Genomic DNA, 18,214 nt, shown 5'->3' with positions numbered 1-18,214 from the left:
GTTTTGGGCTTTGATTCCCATTCTGCCAATTTTGCAAGTAAAATCTCAGTAGCTTTGTGCTTATCCATTGCCTTTTTTTAGGCTAATTTAGTAATTCCCTGCATTCATTCGTACACCCAGAACATGAGAGCAGTCCGAAAAGTCAAAGTAGCTTGCCCAACAGTCGTGGACAGCCCAATTTTTGAAATCTTTAATTAAAGACTTAGCGAACTGGAGGGCTTTTTTACCTCGATGAGTATGCACAAATAGAAAGGTAAAAAGAGCGGTTGAAGCGGTGTGAAACCGCACGGGCGGCCCCGCAATGAAGTTTACCTTCGACTCGCATTCCAGTTTCGTCAAAATTGACTACATTGGAATTTAAGATTTGTTCTTTGATTATCGTTTCGGTGGAGGCTAAACCATCAAAATAAGTGATATTGGCTCTAATGGCTGTACTTTCATTGAAGCTGAAACCCTATAAATCACCTAATAATTGTTCTATTTTTTCAAAAGAAACTTTGTAGTCAGTAGTAAGTAAAACGCTTATAGACTTTACTTTATTACCATACTAAACAGGTTGAGTGAGGTGTACCCTGTCTGGAAACAATCCTTGGTGTGCCTCTCCAAAGCAAGTAATGACCCCTAATTGGTGTTCGGTTATTTCCAAACGAGGTTGAGGAATGTCAAAGACCTGACGTTTTTGGCTTATATGGGATACATCAGATTTGAACAACAAGGACAAAAAGCAGCATGATGGACGATAACTTGCGGGGCCGCCCGTGCGGTCAGGGTTTGATACCATCGAAAGCGTTTTGCCTTTGTGTCCAATTTGACCACCTGTTTTTTTGCCTTTTGATTGATTAAAGGCTGGCTTTTTGTGCAATCCATCCGCCGAAGGTGGTCTATGACTATTACCACTGTTTTGCTTCAAACGAAAGCGCAACTCAGCATTCTCAGCTTTTAATGCAGCATTTTCCTGCTCTAAGGTCTCGATACGAGTTAAAAGTTTGACTACCAAGTCCTTTAAAATTGATATGTCGTTTGAAAGTTCCAAAGGAGTGAGCTTTATTCTTGTTATTAACGAATCAAAAGTTTTTTCCTTACACCGATAAGTTTTTACCTACTTTTTAAATTAATAAAAATTCCATTGGTTTAACAAGAGAAATTTTTAAATTCGCAGCTTATTTATCAGCTACATAGCATTAATATTTTTAGCGAATCCGCCATTACATACCCATCTGTTTAATTTTGAATAATTAAAAAGGTCTTTTTAAGTTAAAAACTTATTTTTGCAAGTCAATATAAAAACTTTAAGTAACATTTTATTTTTTCGCAGAAAATGTACCTAATATTTAATTTTTGTTTTTCAAAAATTAAATATTTCAGCTTATTTTTACATTCATACTTTTATCTAATTATATTCAATGACTGCTATTTTACGTAAATTAAAAGCATTAGAAGAATTTTTCCATTTTGACAATTGGGTTATTCTACTCTTTGAACGTCTTATGAATGCAAAAATTTCAATTTATCAAAAAGAAGAATTGCATTTTATAAATGATTATAGGGGTGGAGATACTGCAGGAGCAAGACACCTTCTTTCTCAAAAACTGTATGACGAATTTATTAATAGTATTCTTAGCTATAATCCTCAAATTGAATGCATCTTAGACATAGGTGCTAACAATGGCGGCTTTGTACTATCGTTGGCAACACAAAATCTACCTTTAAAACGTATAGTAGCAATAGAATTTAACTATAGGACTTATTTGAGACTTCATTTTAATTTGCTATATAACTTCAAACAAGACGTTAAAATAGACATTTTAAACATTGCAGCTTCTGGCAAAGATGATTATTTATTGACTACAGATGGTTATGGTTCTACAGGACTAAATATCTTTGACAATAATATTTCAAATAATAGTACTTATTCTATTTCTTCACAATCATTCGATTCAATTTATAAAAGTTATTTCAAAAATATTATTATTGACATTTTAAAAATTGATATTGAAGGTGCAGAATATGATTTGTTTAATTCAGAACATATAAAAAACATTTCTAATGTCAGATTTATAATAATTGAAATTCATGACTTTAAAAATCACAATAAATCCAATTTAATCAAAAGAATACTTAGCCTTGGATTTGAATTATTGATTTCTGGGAATCAAATAAGTCCCGATGTTTTTTTATTCAAAAATAGTAAAATTTAACAGGCTTGTTATGCGTATAAGTAAAGAAATTAAAATAGATTCATTGAGTCGTATTAAACTTTCATTACTTTTCTTTTTATTCATTTCAAAAAACACTATAATTGACATTTTCATCAATTTATTTTTCAAGAAAAACAAATCACCGAAGAAAATATTAATTTTTAGGATTGGTTCTATTGGAGATGGTATTTGTGCTATTCCGGCAATTATGAATATAAAGGCCAATTTTCCAAATTCACATATTGATTTATTAACTTCCACTGGCAAAGTAAAAGGATTAGTGTCGCTTGAAAATTTGTTAAGTCCACAATATTACGATAGCATTATCAATTATGATGACAAATCTTGGTTTGATTTAACACATATATTAATAAGTAATCGTTATAATTTAGTTATACACTTAACACAACAGGGTACAGGACTTTTTAAAAGCCTTAGAGATATTTTTTATTTTAAATTTATAATTAGAGTGAAGAGTGCGTTTGGGTGGGGAGTAAGTACAATTAATATTTTCAAAAAAACACAAAATAAATTTGTTGTTTTTGATAGTGAACGAACTCGTCTTAACAAAATATTAGTTCACCAATATGGATTAACTCTTTTTACTAACCATAAATTTTCATTTCCTATTACTCAAAATGATAAAATATTTATTGAAGAATTATTTTTAGAAACCATAAAAGAAAAAAAACTTAGTCATATTGCAATCGTCGTAGGTGCAAAAAGGTCATCTAACCGCTGGCCTATTCTATACTTTAGGGAAGTAATTAAAGAGTTTTCCTCCTCCTACAATATTATTATTATAGGAGGGAAAGAAGACAACTTATTGGCAAATAGCATTATCGACTTACCAAACACTTATTCCTTTTGTGGTAAAACGACCCCTATTCAAAGCGGCTTGGTTTTACAAAAATGCTTATTGACGATTTCAAACGATACAGGTCCAATGCACCTTTCGTATGCATTTGGAACACCCGTAGTAGCGATATTCAGTAATCGTGATTACCCTTATTTATGGTATCCGCCAAATAATAATTTCAACTTTGTTCACCGTTCAAAAAATATAAAGTGTGCTATATGCCTAAGTGAGGTTTGTTTTAATAATAATTTATGTATGACAAACATAAAGCCTAAAGAGGTAATTGAATCTGTTTATAACTTACTCAAATTTTTATGAGAATTAATTATATTTTTTAAAGCTGAATTAGAAAGACTAATAGAATTTTTCGTCTCTCTAATTATATTTTTTTTAGTCTATTATTGTAAGAGTAAATTTTAAAATAATTTGTAAAAAATCAAATAAAATTCTTAATTTTTTTTAAAATCGTGTGCGGAATATCAGGAATATTGTCTTTTTCATCAGGACTCAAAGTTAATTATTTACAGGATGTAATTCAAAGACAAACTAAACAATTGTCTCACAGAGGACCCGATGCTGAAGGCTACTTTATAGAAGATGGTATAGCTATGGGACATCGGCGTTTATCTATTATTGATTTACACAATGAAGCTAATCAACCTTTGTTCGATTCTACGGGTCGTTATGTAATTGTGTTTAATGGTGAGATTTATAATTATCAAACTCTTAAACAAGAAATAAAGGGCTATCCATGGCAAACTACATCAGATACTGAGGTAATACTTGCTGCCTATCAAAAATGGGGAGCAGATTGCCTGAAATTTCTTAATGGAATGTATGCGTTTGCTATATGGGATAGAACAAAGAAAGAATTGTTTATTGCACGAGATCGATTAGGTGTAAAACCATTTTATTATAATTATAATGCAAAAAAATTTATCTTTGCTTCCGAAATTAGAGCAATATTAGCCACAGGAATGGTAGCCAAAGAACTCAATTCAGAAGCTATTATAGATATACTAAGCTTTCAGGCAGCAAAAACACCTCGAAGCATTGTAAGTGGTATTCAACAATTGCCTCCCGGGTGCTGTGCACTTCTTAATAAAGCTGGATTTTCAATTAAACAATATTGGAGTATAGTCGAAAAAAAACCTTCATCTACTTTTAATCTTTCCTTTGCAGAAACAATTGAGAAAACAAAGCTATTGTTTACAGAAGCTGTCAAAAGTAGAATGGTGGCTGATGTACCCGTAAGTGCTTTTCTTTCGGGAGGCATTGATTCGTCAGCTATTGTAGGTGTAATGGCAGGACTTTCGACACAGCCAATTGAAACATACAGTATTGTTTTTAAGGAGAAAAAATTTGATGAATCAAAATATGCAAGAATTATAGCAGAAAAATACAAGACAAAACATACTGAGTTACTACTTAGCCCCAGTAAGTTATTAGATGAACTACCTGCTTTTTTTTCCAGTATGGATAGTCCAACTACTGACGGTATCAATACTTACATTGTTTCAAAATTAGTAGCCCAAGCAGGGGGTAAAGTAGCCTTGTCTGGTTTAGGAGGTGATGAATTATTTGGTGGTTATCAGGGTTTTAAGCGACATCAACAATTCAACGAATGGGCTAACCCACAATTAAAGACTCTGTCTAAATTAATAATACCGCTTTTACCTAAAAACAGACAAGGAAATAAAATAGTAGATTTAATAAGTGCTAATCAATGGAACTTATCAACATTTTATAATAATAGCAGGGCTATCTTCTTACAAAAAGAAATCAAAAATTTAGGATTGGAATCAAAATGCCAATTACCCTGGCTTAATTTAAGAGATTCAAAAGTGACCAACTATCCATTATTAAGTCAATACAGTATTGCAGAATTGACTAACTATACCTTAGATGTTCTATTAAAAGATACAGATCAGATGAGTATGGCTTCTGCTCTTGAAATACGGGAACCGTTTTTTGATTATCATTTGATTGAATTTTTATTATCAGTACCAGATAAATTCAAATACAATCCTAAAATCTCTAAAAGTTTATTAGTAAAAGCCTTATGTGATGTCATTCCCTTAGAAATTATTAACCGTCCTAAAAAGGGATTTACCTTTCCTTGGAGCAATTGGTTAAAAACCGATTTAAGTGACTTTTGTAAAGAACACATTAACTCTCTTTCTAAAAGAGACATATTTGACAAAAAAGTACTATTTGGGTTACTAACTGACTTTGAGAAAAGCAAAAATGGAATTCTGTGGCTTCATATATGGGCACTAGTAACCATTGAAGCCTATCTGATCAAAAACAATTTATGAATCCGAAATTAAAAATACTTTTCCCAGTAGGAACATTATATCCAAATGAATCTGGAGGGGTGAGTTTATCTCTTTATTGGCTTTTGAAGGGTCTATACGCAACTGAAAAAATTGATCTGACTACAATTACAAGCTCGTACGGAATTAAACCCGATAGGATTGTAGAAAATAACTGGCTTGACACTGATTATGGAAAAGTTATATATTTAAAGACCAATAATATTAATTTAGGCATACCCATAATTATATCTTTTATAAAAAAAGTTAACAATAGTGACATTGTACATTTATCATCTTTTTTTTATCCACCTTCAATTGTCTGTTTTTTCATTTCTATCCTCTTTAAAAAGAAAATAGTTTGGTCGAGCCGTGGCTCATTAGATGATATTGAATTTAAAAAAAATGGTTTTTTTAAAAAGTTAACGATATTTTTTCTAAAGCCATTCTTAAAAAAAGTCGCTTTCCATACCACAAGTAGCGAAGAAACGTATTTTGTTCGTAAATATATTGGAAAAAATACAAATATTTTTCAAATTACAAATTTTATAGTTATCCCACAAAAACACGAATCATTGAAGAAATTCTATTTCTTATATATAGGGCGTTTTCACCAGAAAAAAGGTATTGATAATTTACTAAGAGCTTTATCTAATTCTAAATCTTTTTTAACTTCAAAATTTACCTTAAAAATAGCAGGAAACTATGATAATGAATATGGAAGGTACATTTTAAATATGCATAAAGAACTTAATTTAGATAATAAAGTTCAATTTTTAGGGCACATTGATGGCTTAGAAAAGCAACTGTTATTAGCTAAAGCGTATTTTCTTTTTATGCCATCATATTCGGAAAATTTTGGAATATCAGCAGTAGAAGCACTATCACAAGGCACACCTGTTGTTGCATCAATTAATACTCCTTGGGAATCTTTGAACCATTATGAGGCAGGATATTGGGTAAACAATTCTCCTGAAATATTAACAGATATAATCGAAAAAATAGTTGCTATGCCTCTTGAGAGGCACTTTGAGTATTCACAAAATGCTCTTAAATTAGTACACAAAGAACTGGATATTTTTAACAATATAAATATCTGGATTGATTCATATAATTCCATAAACTCACAATGTCAATGAAGGATATAAGTGCAATAATACTTACTTTTAATGAAGAAATTCATATAGAACAATGCTATTTAGGTAAGTGGATAAGGTTTGAAGGCCGTTATCCACTCAAATTACTAAGAATTTGGAGGGCAGGTAAAGGAGAAATGGAACATCGATGGATGGATAAACATATAAAAATTATTGTACGCAAATGGACGGATTAAATGAATTTTAAAAACGTAGCACAATATTGTACAAGCGTAATGCTTTTAATTTAATACAAAATGAGTTCAATATATTTTTAAATACTGACAAATGGATAAACGCATATTTGGAATGATAAGAAAAATAGGGGAATTATTGAGTAGAAATCTAATATTAAAGCGTAAACTTCCTAAGCAATTCGGAAGCTTACCTATTTTTGTATCGCCTGATGCAAGCCTAAGATATTGGAAATTAAATATGTCACATCGGCATAATCATGAAATATACAAAGTCGTAAAAGATTTAATAAATGAAGGTAATGTAATATGGGACATAGGTGGTAGTGTAGGTATTTTTGCTTTTCCCGCTATATACAAAGCGGGAAAAAACGGTTATTGCTTAATTGTAGAGGCTGATACTTTTATGCAGAGTGTATTAAAAAAGTCTATAGATTCCAACTTAGATTATAAAATAAAGCTATTGCCTGTTGCCATTTCAGAAAATGTAGGATTTGCGGAATTTAATATTGCAGAGGCATCCCGCAGTATGAATTTTCTCTCGTTTTCATCAGGCTCTTCACAGTCAGGAGGGATTAGAACTTCAATTACTGTTCCTACTTTTAATTTAGATTTTTTACTCACTATTTTCCCACACCCTAATTTTGTCAAAATTGACGTTGAAGGTGCTGAAATATCAGTATTACAAAATGATGGAAGAAATACGCCCATTAATTTTTATTGAAGTTTTCCAACACATTGCTCTGGATATTCAAGCAATTTTGAAGAAATTTAACTACGAGTTTGTTGATGCAAGAATGTATCAAGGCATAACTCACACTACAGAAGACTATATTTGTATCCCGAAGGAAAAATACCAAGAAATAATTCGTAATCTTAATGTAATTAATGTGTAAAATGAACCAGATAAAGGCTGATATAAGTGTTATTATCCTTACTTACAATGAAGAAATTCATATCGAACGCTGTATTAAAAGTGCATTAAAAATTGCCAACAGAATTTGTATCGTTGATTCATTTTCAAATGACAATACATTTCTTATTGCTAACCAGTTTAAAATTGATTTCTATCAAAACAAATTCATCAATCAAGCAAATCAATTTCAGTGGGCTTTAAATAATTGTAATATCAATACTGAGTGGGTTTTAAAATTAGACGCGGATGAATATTTTACTGATGATTTAATTAATGAAATAACAATTAAATTGCCATTATTACCAGATAATATTAGTGGAATTTACTTTAATCTTAGGCAATATTACCTTGACAAATGGATTAAATTTGGAGGCAGATACCCTCTTAGATTATTGCGTCTTTGGAAATTCACTAAAGGTATTATGGAACAACGTCTAATGGATGAACATATCAAAATAACCGAAGGAGAAAGTATAAGTTTCAAACACGATTTTATTCATGATAACCTTAACACATTAACTTGGATGATTAGCAAGCATAATAATTATGCTATAAGAGAGGCTATTGCTCAACTAAATGAAGAATTTAACTTAAGTGTTAAAGATGAGTTTTTAGATAAAAAGCAAATTTTAAAAAACTCCACTCATCGTACTCGTTTTTTTAAAAATGTAATTTATTCAAAAAGACTATTATTATTTCGTAGTTTATTATATTTTCTCTACAGGTACTTTATATTATTCGGGTTTTTGGACGGAAAAGAAGGGTTGATATATCATTTTTTGCAGGGTTTTTGGTATCGTTTTTTAGTAGATGCAAAAATAATTGAAATTAAACACCTTGCTCTGAAAAAAGGAATCAATATCATGCAGGCAATTGAAGATTATTCAGGATACAAAATCAATTAAAATGTTTAAAAGACTACAGCAACTGCTTTCAACTCTAACTATTATAGTTCATCCTAATGGAGGTATAAAATATATAAGTCGGAATAGTGCCTCGCTTGCTTCTTTTGGGATTACTCATGCACTTTCTAAGATAGCCCCTACTATTCAAACTGTTATTGATGTAGGTGCAAACATTGGGCAATTTGCAACCGCAATCCGTCAGTTCTATCCAGACTCACAGATATTTAGTTTTGAACCAGTTCCTAAATGTTTTCAGCTTTTACAAAAAAATACAAAAGACCTACCTTGTATTTCCGTTTTCAACTTGGCTTTAGGCCTTGAAAACGGAAATATTTCTTTTTTTGAAAATGCCCATTCTCACGCAAGTTCTGCATTGAAAGTAAGTGATTATCAAAAAACAAATACGCCTAAGACCAAAACGTACAAAGAAATCGAAGTAGATTGCCAAAGGCTGGACGATTTCAAATTTGAAAAACCTTTACAAACCCCTATCTTACTTAAATTGGATGTTCAGGGCTTTGAGAAAAGTGTGTTAGAAGGAGCAACTCTTTTTTTGAATCAAGTTGATTTTCTTTTGTTGGAGACGTCTTTTATAGCTATGTACGACAATGAGCCACTTTTTGATGAGATGCATGCTTATCTAAAAGAAAAAGGTTTTAAATTAGTGGCGCCCATTGGCGCTTTACCTGACACTAATTTGGCTATTCCACAATTAGATATGCTTTATAAAAGAATTAACTCAAATTAATGAACTTAGATACAGTCAGCATACTTGGCATTTCTTTCTTTAATGGCAAGGTAGATAACGTGTTTACCTCCCTCCATCACCATGGTGGCTTGCTTACTGTTCCTGCGGGGCCTAATTTAGCTGATATTTTAGAGGATGAAGCTTATTACGAGGCACTTTGCGCCTCAGATATTGTTATTCCTGACAGTGGTTTTATGGTGTTGATTTGGAACTGGCTGATGAACGGTTCAATCAACAAAATCTCCGGACTAAAGTTTATTAATTGTTTTTTACGAAATGCTGAAGTTGTCAAACAAAAAAATATTTTTTTAGTGAACCCTACTGATGAAGAGGGAGAGTGCAATCGTCTGCTTTTAGAGAAAAAAGGTATTTATTTGAAAAATGAACATCTTTTTTCAGCTCCATTTTATGGTTCATTAGTCGAAGACAGCTTATTACTGTCCAAGTTGGAAGTATTGAAACCTCATTGGATTTTAATCAACATAGGAGGGGGAGTACAGGAAAAATTGGGGCTTTATTTAAAAACACATTTATCCTACAAGCCGGCGATTATCTGCACAGGAGCCGCAATCGCCTTCAAAACAGGAAAACAAGTTCCGATTCCCGCTTGGGTGGATCAAATTTATATGGGTTGGCTGGCCCGGTGTATATCTAATCCCAATCTATATATAAGAAGGTATATTAAAAGTATTAGATTACTCAAAATAATGCTTCAATACAAATCTTACAGCCCAGTAAAAAGAGAAACGCTTATGATTTTCTAAATCAAGTGGAATATGTTACTTTTGTGCAAGGTAGTCGTCCAAGGAAAAACCTATTTTAACCTAAATAGGTATAGTTGATGGCTAATTGCATTTATCCCAGCACAACGCGAATGAAACATCGTTACCCTTTTCTCTTGGTACCTTTTCAGCTTCTTAGTGACGTCATTTCTCTAAGTTTGTCGTTTTGGATAAGTCATCAACTGGTAAAAGGTTGGGGTGCCTCTTTTAGCATAAATGAAGTATCTTTTTTAGGCTTGCTCAGTCTCACATGGCTTTTGGTGGTGTTATTGCTGCGCCCTTATAAACACTCACGCATTAAATTTCACGTTTACGAACTGATTTATCGTCATCTAATGGCCGTCTTACTTTTGGCTGCTTTTGGCATTTTTCTATGGTTTCTATTTCAGGATTTGCGTCTTTCACGATTACAATTATTTTATTCTTCTTTAGCTTTTTGGATAATCGGCAGCGGTTGGCGAACAATGGCGGTGGTTTTACTGAAAATTCATCGTGCCAATGGTAATAATACACTTAACTATGTGATTGTTGGCTACAATGATACCTCTCAGAAAATTAAACGGTTTTACGAGCAACATCCTGAATTTGGTTATCAATTCTTTGGTTTTTTTGATACAATGACCAAAGAAAATAAATCTATTCTACGGGGAGATTATCAAGTTTTACGTCAGGTTTTACAAAACAATCATATTGACTGTGTTTATTGCTGCATTCCCAGAGTTGACCATCCTATTCTCAAAGATATAATAGAGCAGTCAAACCAATCCCTTTATCAGGTTAAATTGGTTGTCGATTTTACCTTCTTTTTCAGTCAGGCACCTTCGCTGGAATTTCATGGTTTAACCCCTGTCATTTCACTTTCAACTGAATTTTTAGACCATACACGTGAACATATTTTAAAAAGATTATTTGATATGGTCTTTTCTTCTGGTGTTCTTTTATTTGGCTCGCCTGTTTTTATTTTATTGGGCTTAATTACCAAGCTTACCTCCCAAGGGCCTATTATTTTCTCGCAAGATCGAACAGGACAATGGGGCAAAAAGTTTAAGATTTATAAGTTTAGAAGTATGTACGTTGGAGCAAGCTTAGGTCATTCAGAAGGTATCTTGGACAAAAGAATTACTCCTTGGGGCCGATTTTTGCGAAAAACCCGGCTTGATGAACTTCCTCAATTTTATAATGTATTGAAAGGAGATATGTCGGTAGTAGGACCTCGTCCTCTGGCAGATTATGATGTTAAAACGCTTATGGAGGAATCCACGGATGATTTTAAGTTAATCTTAGCTTTCAGGCCCGGTATTACCTCCGTGGGTCAAGTAAAATTTGGGTATGCAGGCTCTCCCGAGGAGATAAAAAAACGACTCAAATATGATTTACTTTATTTGAATAAAATCTCCTTTTTCTTTGATATGTGGTTGATTATGAAGACGATGGTCATCATGATAAAAAAACAGGGAAAATAATGACTATTGGGCTTATCGGTTGTGGGATATGGGGAAAAACCATTTTACGAGAGCTCATCTCATTGAATATAGATGCGAAGGTGTTTGACCCTCATCCTATCATAAAAACTGAATTAGCAGATACATATCCTCAATTTTCAGCAAATTCATTAGATGAGCTTAAATCGACAGACGGTATTATCCTTGCTTCCCCTTCGGCAACCCATCGTCCGGTTTTAGAGCAAATCATTCCTTGGAATTTACCCATTTTTGTTGAGAAACCTCTAACTACTTCCCTTGAGGATGCGAAAGCATTACAGCAAATTGCTCATGATCATCTATTTATGATGCATATTTGGCGCTACCATGCAGGAATCCAACTTTTAGGAGAAATTGCACGAACTCAGAAAATAGGCTCTATTACTGCACTTTATACAAGTCGCTGTAACTGGACAAGTCCGCGAACCGACACCGACAGCGTTTGGAACTTAGCGCCTCATGATCTTACTATTGCTATTGAAATTTTGGGAGCCATCCCTACGCCAAAAGCTGTGTCTATCGAATGGCACAATGGAATCGCTCGCGGAATGACAGCTTTATTGGGCGACAATCCCTTTATTCAAATTGAAGTTTCCAACCGCTCTGTTACCAAACGAAGAGAGGTAAGATTACACGGCACAAAGGGAATTGCCGTCCTGGCAGACGAAAAAGTAGATTATATTGATATTTTCTATGGCGATGACCACTCTTATCCCTCTCCTATTCGACAAGAAAGGCTTTATTTTGATTCAACCCCTCCTTTGAAACGGGAAATGATGGCCTTTGTAGATTTCTTAAATGGAGGGCCCACTCCTATTTCAAGCTTTCAGGAAGGACTTTATACGATTGACCTATTGTCACAACTTCATGAAATGGCAAAATAACCTGCCCCATCTGCATTTTGGAAAGGAAGGAAATAAAAACCTCACCCCTGCCCCTCCGCACGGGCGGCCCTCTCCATGTTGGAGAGAGGTAAAATAAAAGTTACGGATGAATCCTCGATTTACAATTTTATTGCCTACTACGAACGATCGAGGTTTATTGTTGCCTTATTCGGTAGGGAGTGTACTCAAACAAACAATTGCCGATTTTGAATTACTTATCATTGGTGATGGAGTAAATGAATATACGAGAGGAGTTATCCATCAGCTTCTGGAAAAAGACAAAAGAATAAAATTTTTTGATTTCCCAAAACATATCAGGCGGGGAGAGCCTAATCGGCACCAAGTATTGACTAACGAAGCGAAAGGGCAATTTGTCGCTTATCTTTTAGATCGCGATTTGTGGTTGCCCAATCACCTTGAAAATCTTTTGCGCTTATTTGAAAAGGGAAATTTTGTATCGTCCAATTATTTCAAGCCTCTGCAAACGGGCGATATTCGCTATGGGTATTCTCACGCCAGCCAGCATTTTGTATTTTCGGCCGTAGCCCATACGTATGAATTCTACAAAAATTTACCATTTGGATGGCGGACTACTCCTCCCGACATTTTTACGGACGACTATATGTGGGCACAATTCATGGCTCATCCTTCCTATCAACCGTATTTTAGCGGAGAAGCAACGCTGCTGTATTTTAAGCGGGGAGCAACCTACCCCGGAATTCCAACTCATGAACGGGTAGATGAATTAACAAGCTGGGAAGCTAAATTGACAGACAATGAATTTCTAAAAGCCGCTACTCGGGAGGCTTTACAGGCATTATTGGACGAACGGGCTGCTCTCCAAAATGATTGGATCAGAATTAAAGGAAAAACATGGGCAGAACTTATTCCTTTTTTGCGCGTAAAGCTTACATATGCCCTTTACTCTCTAAAGCGGCGATTAGACTACGCAAAGAAGGGGCAGTAGCGGCCAAATCTGTCAGGATAGGATTTTCAATTCCCCAAGGCAGTTCCAGTTCCGGATCATCCCAACGACAACGCCAATTATCATCTGGACCGTAATCTATATATGCTTCTGAAACTGATTGTATATGAATTGATGGTGTATGAAAGTACCATCCGTGTATCATTCCTAACGGAAAAATCAAGGCGGCAGGATCTTCTCCAAAAAGTTCAAACAAAGCCGATTGATGTTGAGTAGGAGATCCGGGGCGTAAGTCACGTAATCCCAATACACAGTGTCCTTCAATCAAACAGAAATACTCATCGTGGCGTTGATGAAAGTGCATTCCGCGAAAAACATTCGCTTCAGACCTAACTAAGCTCCACTGAACAGGCTTAAGTACTGTGCCCCAATTATCCTGAAAAATTTCCGTAAATGACCCTCTATAATCTTTGTGCTCATTCAGTGACTGCAATCTCACTTGGTGCAATTGAACACCGGCTATTTGGGCAGACTTAACAAGAGTAGTGGTATTCATTCAAAATATCCGTTTTTTACAAAAGTAATGGTGCTGACTCACTCTAACAAATTTTAAAAAATTTTATTCGCCAGAATGAATTTTAGGGAATTGCTAAAGATCATAAAGTTATTTAAAGGTACTTCAATTCTTTGGATTTTACAAAAATGACATTTATCTTTGAATTTCATCTTTTTGCAAAACAGTCTTGTTTTTTCAAATATGAAAGACTTTTTCTTAAAAAAGTACAGTATGAATGACCTTACATCAGGAAATATTTCTGCTATTGTCGAATATACTTTAGTAGAAGATTCTATCAAATATCCTACTTCCCCTCTCCTTGACAAAACACAAGTACCTTTCTCAACTCCTGATTTTCCATTAACTCCCATTTATATTTTCTGTCCAGAATCCAGTATTACACTCATTACTGAAGTACTAAAAAAATACCCTTATGTACCTCATTTTAATAAATGTGAGCAGCTTTTTAAACGACAAGAGACCATTACTTATTACAATGCTGCTTATATAGATGATAGTGAAAGGGAGTTCTTAGTAAAGAATATTGAGTATGGAGTAAACGTAATGCCATTGGTTGATTTTTTAGAGTCAAAAAATCGCTATACAGAAGTCAGTCTTTTAAATGGGGACTATTTCCTTAATAAAGAGGCTTTTTCAGTACTTCGCAACCGCACAAAAATTGCCACCAAGCGTTTTTTTGATATTATTTATGCCACTCAACTGTTGGTATTACTTTCTCCGGTTATGCTTATTACTGCTATTGCCATTAAGCTTGAATCAAAAGGCTCGCTGTTTTATCGTCAAAAAAGACTGGGATTATATAATATTGAGTTTGAAGTAATTAAATTTCGGTCGATGACCGCCAATGCAGAGGCAAATGGCGCTCAGTGGGCACAGAAAAATGACCCTCGTGCCACTAAAGTCGGTAATTTTATTCGTAAAACACGGATTGATGAAATACCTCAATTATTCAATATCATTCGAGGCGAAATGTCTTTGATAGGTCCGCGTCCCGAAAGAGCTGTGTTTATTGAAATGCTTAAAACTGCCATTCCCTACTATGAATTCAGGCACGTGATTAAACCCGGGCTAACGGGCTGGGCTCAGGTTAAATATCCTTACGGAGCCTCTATTGAAGATGGTATGTGGAAACACATGTATGACATGTATTATATTAAGCATCAATCTTTTTGGTTTGATTTCAAAATTATCTTGAGTACCATTCGAGTAGTACTGGCAGGACTTGGAAGATGATATAATTGCTGTACTACCTACATGAGAATCAAGCGCAGTTTATCCCTTTTTTTATTGTTGATAGTTGTCCGTCTTGCTTTAAGAGCGCAATTTGTTTCCCTTCCAAGGGGAGATTATGACATTTCAATTTCGGGATACGGCTCCACTTCTTCCTCTCGAATCCCTTTTTGGTTATATGCCAACCAATATGGAATTATCCCTAAAACTACTCCCTCTTTCATTCCAAGAGTTGCTTTCAGTAATTTAAAAAGCGATACTATTAATACTAATTGGAGTCAATTGCGACTGATTTATGGCTTAGACCTCCCCGTAGTTATCAGTACTTCAGCAGCCAAACCACACCTTGTAGAGGCCCATGCAGCAGTAAGGTACGGACCTTTTGAGTTGTATTTAGGACGACGGCGTGAGATTACAGGGCTTTTGGGTGATACTTTATTGTCATCGGGTTCTTATGCGTGGTCAGGTAATTCCCTCCCAATCACCAAAGTTCAATTTTCGATTCCAAACTATATTTCTTTTCCTTTTACCAAAGGTCTTATTTCATTTAAAGGCACTTTTGCCCATGGTTGGTTAGATACATTAGCGGTGGCCTACGGTGGTCGCGGTGTGAAGGCTGTGGAGGGATATTTGCACCAGAAAACATTTTACCTAAAAATTGGGAAGCCTAATTGGAAAATAAACGTTACTGCGGGATTCAACCATCAGGCACAATGGGGAGGCGAAGATCAAATTTGGCCGAATGGTCTGCCTCCAAAAGAAGCTTGGTGGGCCGTCGTATTTGGCAAACCTTGGGAAGACAGCAGAGTTGGAAATCATTTGGGAACCATTGACTTAGGTCTAAATTGGCAGTTGGAAGCAGGCAAATCCCTGTTTTTCTACCGTCAAAATATTTTTGATGATGGTTCACTATATAAATTTCTCAATATTCAGGATGGACTACAAGGTGTTGTATTTACAAACCGTCTATCACAGGATTTTACGCATACCATTACGCTCAAAAAAGTCGTAGTAGAGTGGTTAAACACGACCAATCAGGGTGGGGCAGTATTTGACTTTCAACAGCAAATTTTTGGACGGGACAATTACTTTAATCATTATGTATATAGCCAGGGCTGGTCATACAAAGGACAAATCATTGGTACTCCGTTTATCCCTGCACAAGCCGACGTAAAAAAAACATTACAGCCTATTAAAAATATGATTACTAATAATAATCGTGTTCAAATGATTCATTTGGCTGCCAATGGTTGGTTGGATGATTGGCAGTGGCTTCTCAAAACCTCCTTTAGTGTCAATGATGGATTGTATGATTATCCTTATCCACGCAGGCAAAATCAACTTTCAAGCCTTATACAGTTTCACAAAGAACTTCGATGGTTGGGCGGAATAGATTGGTCTACTTCATTGGCTTTTGATGTAGGAACACTTTATGATCCATCAATGGGAATACAAATAGGGCTTCGGAAAAGAGGATTTTTTTAATAATTTTGCTTCCCCTGTATTTCTCGCAGGCATTAATGTCTATTTTTGTAATCATCTTTACTCATTGAAAAAGCTTCAAGCCCTCCTGTATTACTTTGCTGTGACTAACATTTTTATGTTAGAGATCTACGCACAGGACAGTACCTCCAAACGGTCATTCAGAGGCGATGTTACAGCCAATTTTTACGGAACAAACTCTCAAATGCCTTTTTGGTTCCGAGCCAACCAATACGACGTGATACCTCAAAAAACGGCCATTTCATTAAGTGGAACGATAGATTATGAAACTGCTTTGTCGATGAAATGGAAATTCGTGAGTAGTGCCCAGATAGTTGGCAATGTATTGGATGACAGAAAAAACAACGTTTACCTTCCGCAACTCTACGCAGGCGTTCGTCGTGGCCAACTTCTATTTTATGTGGGTCGTAAAAAAGAATTGTTCGGGCTTGCAGACAGTACACTGACGAGCGGCTCCTATATATGGTCCGGCAATGCGCTTCCCATTCCCAAGATTCAAATCGAACTATCAGATTATGTGCCCGTTGGTAAGAAAAACCCTTGGTTTGGATTTAAGGGCAACTATGCACACGGGTGGTTTGGAACAAGCGAATTTGCCTATGGCTATTACCTACACCAAAAATCCCTTTATGTACGCTTAGGGCGTAAAAGCTCAATTATTAAACTGTATGGAGGGTTTAATCACCAAGTACAATGGGGAGGAAAAACCACTCAAGATATCGCCACCGTTACCAACCGCACCTTCCCGAGTTCATTTGGTGCTTATTTGGAAACAGTTATTGCGTTTGGTGCCAATATTGGTCTGAAAAGGCGGGGAACCAATAATTTTGATTCCACCAACCGCATTGGCAATCACTTGGGAACTGTTGATTTAGGATTGGAATTAGACCTAAAGAAATACAACCTCTTATTATATCGCCAAAATATTTATGAAGATGGCTCCTTATTTTACCTGACAAGTATAGCGGATGGTCTTAACGGAATTGTTCTCACTAATTTATTTCCAAATCGAGAAAAAGGGAAGCTGAGCATAAAAAAAGTAGTTTTTGAACTATTAAATACCCGAAATCAAGGCGGAACTGTTTTTATCATTGGCGATAACAAAAGGCGTGGAAAAGATGAGTATTTCAATCATCAACAATACTATGATGGTTGGTCGTATCGAAGACGGATTATTGGAACTCCTTTTATAACCAATCAAGATGATACCAATAGACCCGAGATTCAAAACACAAACGACATCGCGAACAATAACCGTGTTCTAGTTTTTCACGCAGGTTTTGAAGGATACCTTGGTGCCAATATTCATTTTTTATCCAAACTTTCGTACAGTGCTAATTATGGTACTTATGTTTATGCTTATTCAATCATTGCGAAACAGTTTTCAGGTTTATTCCAATTGAGAGGGCGAATCCCTGCCTTAAACGGCTTTGAATGGACGGCGGCAATTGCCAATGATAATGGCCAACTCTATACCCAAAATTTGGGATTTAGGTTAGGTCTTCGCAAAGTGATGGGAACGGGCAAATACAGCACCTACGTTTTCAAATAAATACAATCA

The 18,214-nt window shown here is 35.0% G+C and carries 16 protein-coding genes; 14 read left to right on the top strand and 2 right to left on the bottom strand.

Annotated features, from left to right (window positions below):
* Positions 1 to 547: 547 nt before the first annotated feature.
* Positions 548 to 997, bottom strand: coding sequence for a DUF6444 domain-containing protein (locus Q0081_RS03220; protein ID WP_298349211.1), 450 nt, complete (start codon positions 995 to 997; stop codon positions 548 to 550).
* Positions 998 to 1,403: 406 nt separating this feature from the next.
* Here Q0081_RS03220 and Q0081_RS03215 point away from each other — a divergent pair, with 406 nt between their 5' ends.
* The 11 genes from Q0081_RS03215 to Q0081_RS03165 all read left to right on the top strand — a co-directional run bounded on the left by Q0081_RS03215 (position 1,404) and on the right by Q0081_RS03165 (position 13,385).
* On the top strand, positions 1,404 to 2,198 hold the full coding sequence (locus Q0081_RS03215) for an FkbM family methyltransferase (RefSeq protein WP_298349209.1): 795 nt from the start codon (positions 1,404 to 1,406) through the stop codon (positions 2,196 to 2,198).
* A gap of 10 nt (positions 2,199 to 2,208) precedes the next feature.
* Entirely contained in the window at positions 2,209 to 3,375 is a 1,167-nt protein-coding gene (locus Q0081_RS03210) for a glycosyltransferase family 9 protein (RefSeq protein WP_298349207.1), read from the top strand.
* A gap of 149 nt (positions 3,376 to 3,524) precedes the next feature.
* Positions 3,525 to 5,375: an asparagine synthase (glutamine-hydrolyzing) gene (gene asnB / locus Q0081_RS03205; RefSeq protein ID WP_298349205.1), complete on the top strand. Its 1,851-nt coding sequence runs from the start codon at positions 3,525 to 3,527 to the stop codon at positions 5,373 to 5,375.
* Positions 5,372 to 6,511: a glycosyltransferase family 4 protein gene (locus Q0081_RS03200; RefSeq protein ID WP_298349203.1), complete on the top strand. Its 1,140-nt coding sequence runs from the start codon at positions 5,372 to 5,374 to the stop codon at positions 6,509 to 6,511. Before asnB ends, Q0081_RS03200 begins: the two co-directional genes overlap by 4 nt.
* A gap of 285 nt (positions 6,512 to 6,796) precedes the next feature.
* Positions 6,797 to 7,426 carry an FkbM family methyltransferase gene (locus tag Q0081_RS03195; RefSeq protein ID WP_298349199.1) on the top strand — a complete coding sequence of 210 codons (630 nt, stop codon included), beginning with the start codon at positions 6,797 to 6,799 and terminating at the stop codon, positions 7,424 to 7,426.
* Between the two features lie 173 nt (positions 7,427 to 7,599).
* The gene (locus Q0081_RS03190; RefSeq protein WP_298349197.1) at positions 7,600 to 8,523 is read left to right on the top strand and encodes a glycosyltransferase family 2 protein; all 924 of its coding nucleotides are present in this window, start codon (positions 7,600 to 7,602) and stop codon (positions 8,521 to 8,523) included.
* 1 nt (position 8,524) lies between these two features.
* Positions 8,525 to 9,271 carry an FkbM family methyltransferase gene (locus Q0081_RS03185; RefSeq protein WP_298349195.1) on the top strand — a complete coding sequence of 249 codons (747 nt, stop codon included), beginning with the start codon at positions 8,525 to 8,527 and terminating at the stop codon, positions 9,269 to 9,271.
* Complete coding sequence (locus Q0081_RS03180) at positions 9,271 to 10,035, top strand: WecB/TagA/CpsF family glycosyltransferase (RefSeq protein ID WP_298349193.1); 765 nt, start codon at positions 9,271 to 9,273, stop codon at positions 10,033 to 10,035. The genes Q0081_RS03185 and Q0081_RS03180 overlap by 1 nt, the downstream gene beginning before the upstream one ends.
* A gap of 110 nt (positions 10,036 to 10,145) precedes the next feature.
* Positions 10,146 to 11,516: an exopolysaccharide biosynthesis polyprenyl glycosylphosphotransferase gene (locus Q0081_RS03175; protein ID WP_298349191.1), complete on the top strand. Its 1,371-nt coding sequence runs from the start codon at positions 10,146 to 10,148 to the stop codon at positions 11,514 to 11,516.
* Positions 11,516 to 12,418: a Gfo/Idh/MocA family protein gene (locus Q0081_RS03170; RefSeq protein ID WP_298349189.1), complete on the top strand. Its 903-nt coding sequence runs from the start codon at positions 11,516 to 11,518 to the stop codon at positions 12,416 to 12,418. The genes Q0081_RS03175 and Q0081_RS03170 overlap by 1 nt, the downstream gene beginning before the upstream one ends.
* Before the next feature lie 106 nt (positions 12,419 to 12,524).
* Positions 12,525 to 13,385: a glycosyltransferase gene (locus Q0081_RS03165; RefSeq protein ID WP_298349187.1), complete on the top strand. Its 861-nt coding sequence runs from the start codon at positions 12,525 to 12,527 to the stop codon at positions 13,383 to 13,385.
* On the opposite strand, the gene Q0081_RS03160 is transcribed toward Q0081_RS03165, so the two are convergent.
* Positions 13,327 to 13,899, bottom strand: a complete 573-nt coding sequence (locus tag Q0081_RS03160) for a dTDP-4-dehydrorhamnose 3,5-epimerase family protein (protein ID WP_298349186.1) — start codon at positions 13,897 to 13,899, stop codon at positions 13,327 to 13,329. The two genes, Q0081_RS03165 and Q0081_RS03160, sit on opposite strands and share 59 nt — an antisense overlap.
* A gap of 201 nt (positions 13,900 to 14,100) precedes the next feature.
* On the opposite strand from Q0081_RS03160, the gene Q0081_RS03155 reads away from it, so the two are divergent.
* The 3 genes from Q0081_RS03155 (at position 14,101) to Q0081_RS03145 (ending at position 18,205) form a co-directional block, all read left to right on the top strand.
* A complete protein-coding gene (locus Q0081_RS03155) occupies positions 14,101 to 15,153 on the top strand; it encodes an exopolysaccharide biosynthesis polyprenyl glycosylphosphotransferase (protein WP_298349185.1) in 1,053 nt (350 codons plus the stop codon).
* A 21-nt stretch (positions 15,154 to 15,174) separates the two neighbouring features.
* A complete protein-coding gene (locus Q0081_RS03150; protein ID WP_298349183.1) occupies positions 15,175 to 16,635 on the top strand; it encodes a capsule assembly Wzi family protein in 1,461 nt (486 codons plus the stop codon).
* A gap of 115 nt (positions 16,636 to 16,750) precedes the next feature.
* Entirely contained in the window at positions 16,751 to 18,205 is a 1,455-nt protein-coding gene (locus Q0081_RS03145; RefSeq protein WP_298349181.1) for a capsule assembly Wzi family protein, read from the top strand.
* The last annotated feature ends 9 nt before the right edge of the window (positions 18,206 to 18,214 follow it).

Origin of the sequence: Runella sp. (assembly GCF_027484545.1) — a bacterium.
Lineage (GTDB): Bacteria > Bacteroidota > Bacteroidia > Cytophagales > Spirosomataceae > Runella.
Note: the sequence above shows the minus strand (reverse complement) of the source record. Positions and strands in the feature narration are given on the sequence as shown.